The organism is Embleya sp. NPDC020886 (assembly GCF_044333915.1).
Taxonomy (GTDB): Bacteria; Actinomycetota; Actinomycetes; order Streptomycetales; family Streptomycetaceae; genus Embleya.
This window is the reverse complement of record NZ_JBIRRX010000043.1, coordinates 1-1,278: the sequence shown is the minus strand read 5'-3', so window position 1 is coordinate 1,278 and position 1,278 is coordinate 1. Positions and strand designations below refer to the sequence as shown.

Below are 1,278 nucleotides of genomic sequence, written 5' to 3'. Positions count from 1 at the left end.
TGAGGTGCCCTTGATCTTCCGGACAGCGACCCGCGTAGGGTTGTAGGAAACCGGAAAGAGAAAGCACGTGCCAAAGAGATATACACAGCAGTTCAAGGACGAAGCCGTTCGCCTGGTGTTGGACGGCCCCCGTCCGATCATCCAGGTCGCGCGCGAGCTGGGTGTCAACGACACCACGCTCGGGAACTGGGTCGCGCAATACCGCAGGTCTTTGACGGATCCCGGATCGACGCCGCGAGGCGATGAACCCGTGACCGCGCGGGAACGGGAACTCGAACGCGAGAACCGGAAACTCCGCGAGGAGAACGCGTTCCTGGTAAAAGCAAGCGCCTTCTTCGCCCGCAACCATCGGTGAGTTCCCGCTACGAACTCGTCGACGCGGAGAAGGCAAGCTTTCGCATCGCCGACATGTGCCGATGGCTCGACGTCTCCCGATCCGGATACTACGAATGGCGGACCCGCCCGGAATCCGCCACGGCGCGACGACGCCGACACCTGATCGCGGCGATCAAGGAGATATTCGCGGCGAATCACGAGACCTACGGATATCGGCGCGTGCACGCCGTCCTGGCCCGCTCCGGCGAGAGGGCCTCGCCGGAGCGGGTCCGCGCGCTGATGCGCGAGCTGGGGCTCGTGCCCTGCCAACCCCGGCCGTGGAGGGCCGTCACGACGCTGCCCGGGGACGCGCACCCGCGCATCCGGGACCTCGTCCGCCGGGATTTCACCGCGGACCGGCCGGGAACCAAACTCGTCGGAGATGTCACCTACATTCCGACGTGGGAGGGATTCCTCTATCTCGCCACGGTCATCGACTGCCACAGCAAGGCCGTCGTGGGATGGGCGATGGCCGACCATTACAAAACCTCACTCGTCACCTCGGCACTCGACATGGCCCGCAGCCGCATGAAAATGAAGAAGGACGCGATCTTCCACTCGGATCGCGGCAGCAACTACACTTCACAGGAATTCGCCCGGACCCTGGATCACCTCGACATGCGCCAATCGGTCGGACGCACCGGCGTCTGCTGGGACAACGCAATGGCCGAATCCTTCTTCGGCGCACTGAAAAACGAATGCCTCAACCGCTACGTCTTCACGAACCACGCGAAGGCACGCCGCGAGGTTGTCAGATACATCGAGGGCTTCTACAATCGCCGACGACTCCACTCCGCCCTGGGCTATCGCACACCACTCGAAGCCCTGCAAAACCACCACGAGCTCGGACTCGCCGCATAAAAGGACAGCGAACAAGGCGTCCGGAAAACGCGGGGCACCTCA

The 1,278-nt window shown here is 63.4% G+C and carries 1 protein-coding gene; it reads left to right on the top strand.

The features are described from left to right. The first annotated feature begins 67 nt into the window (after window positions 1–67). Window positions 68–1,236, top strand: a protein-coding gene (locus ACH4U8_RS46020; RefSeq protein ID WP_395784757.1) for an IS3 family transposase whose coding sequence is annotated in 2 segments (ribosomal slippage) — window positions 68–317 and window positions 317–1,236 — 1,170 coding nt in all. Because the reading frame shifts where the segments join, the coding sequence is not laid out codon by codon here. The last annotated feature ends 42 nt before the right edge of the window (window positions 1,237–1,278 follow it).